Source organism: Streptomyces colwelliae (assembly GCF_048158785.1).
GTDB lineage: Bacteria > Actinomycetota > Actinomycetes > Streptomycetales > Streptomycetaceae > Streptomyces.
This window is the reverse complement of record NZ_JBLTJC010000897.1, coordinates 1-596: the sequence shown is the minus strand read 5'-3', so window position 1 is coordinate 596 and position 596 is coordinate 1. Positions and strand designations below refer to the sequence as shown.

Annotated in this window: 1 protein-coding gene; it reads left to right on the top strand. The window is 50.3% G+C overall.

Going from position 1 to position 596, the window contains the following annotated elements:
• A partial coding sequence (locus tag ACNFOC_RS55055) for an APC family permease (RefSeq protein WP_416966404.1) occupies positions 1-498 on the top strand: 498 nt, incomplete at its 5' end.
• Positions 499-596 lie beyond the last annotated feature (98 nt).

Here is a 596-nt window from a genome sequence, read left to right as displayed (position 1 = left end):
GCGCAGGCTGCTTCTCCGCTGCTCGGGCATGTGGGTTATGTGATCGTCGTCATCGGCGCTTTACTGGCGACGGCTTCAGCCATTAACGCGAACCTGTTCGCCGTGTTTAACATCATGGACAACATGGGCAGCGAACGCGAACTGCCGAAGCTAATGAATAAATCCCTGTGGCGGCAGAGTACCTGGGGCAACATTATTGTCGTGGTGTTGATTATGCTGATGACGGCGGCGCTAAATTTAGGCTCACTCGCCAGTGTTGCCAGCGCCACCTTTTTGATTTGCTACCTGGCGGTGTTTGTGGTGGCGATCCGCCTGCGTCATGATATTCACGCCTCGTTGCCGATTCTTATCGTTGGTACGTTGGTGATGTTGTTGGTGATCGTTGGCTTTATCTACAGTCTGTGGTCCCAGGGTAGCCGTGCGTTGATATGGATTATTGGCTCACTCTTACTCAGCCTTATTGTGGCAATGGTCATGAAGCGCAATAAAACCGTATAACATCTCTCTATGCGCAGTACTTCCTGTATTATTGTGGTGGCGGTCGATATTCGCACTGGCAAAAAAACGTGCTTGAATATCTGTTGAAACCCTTTAAC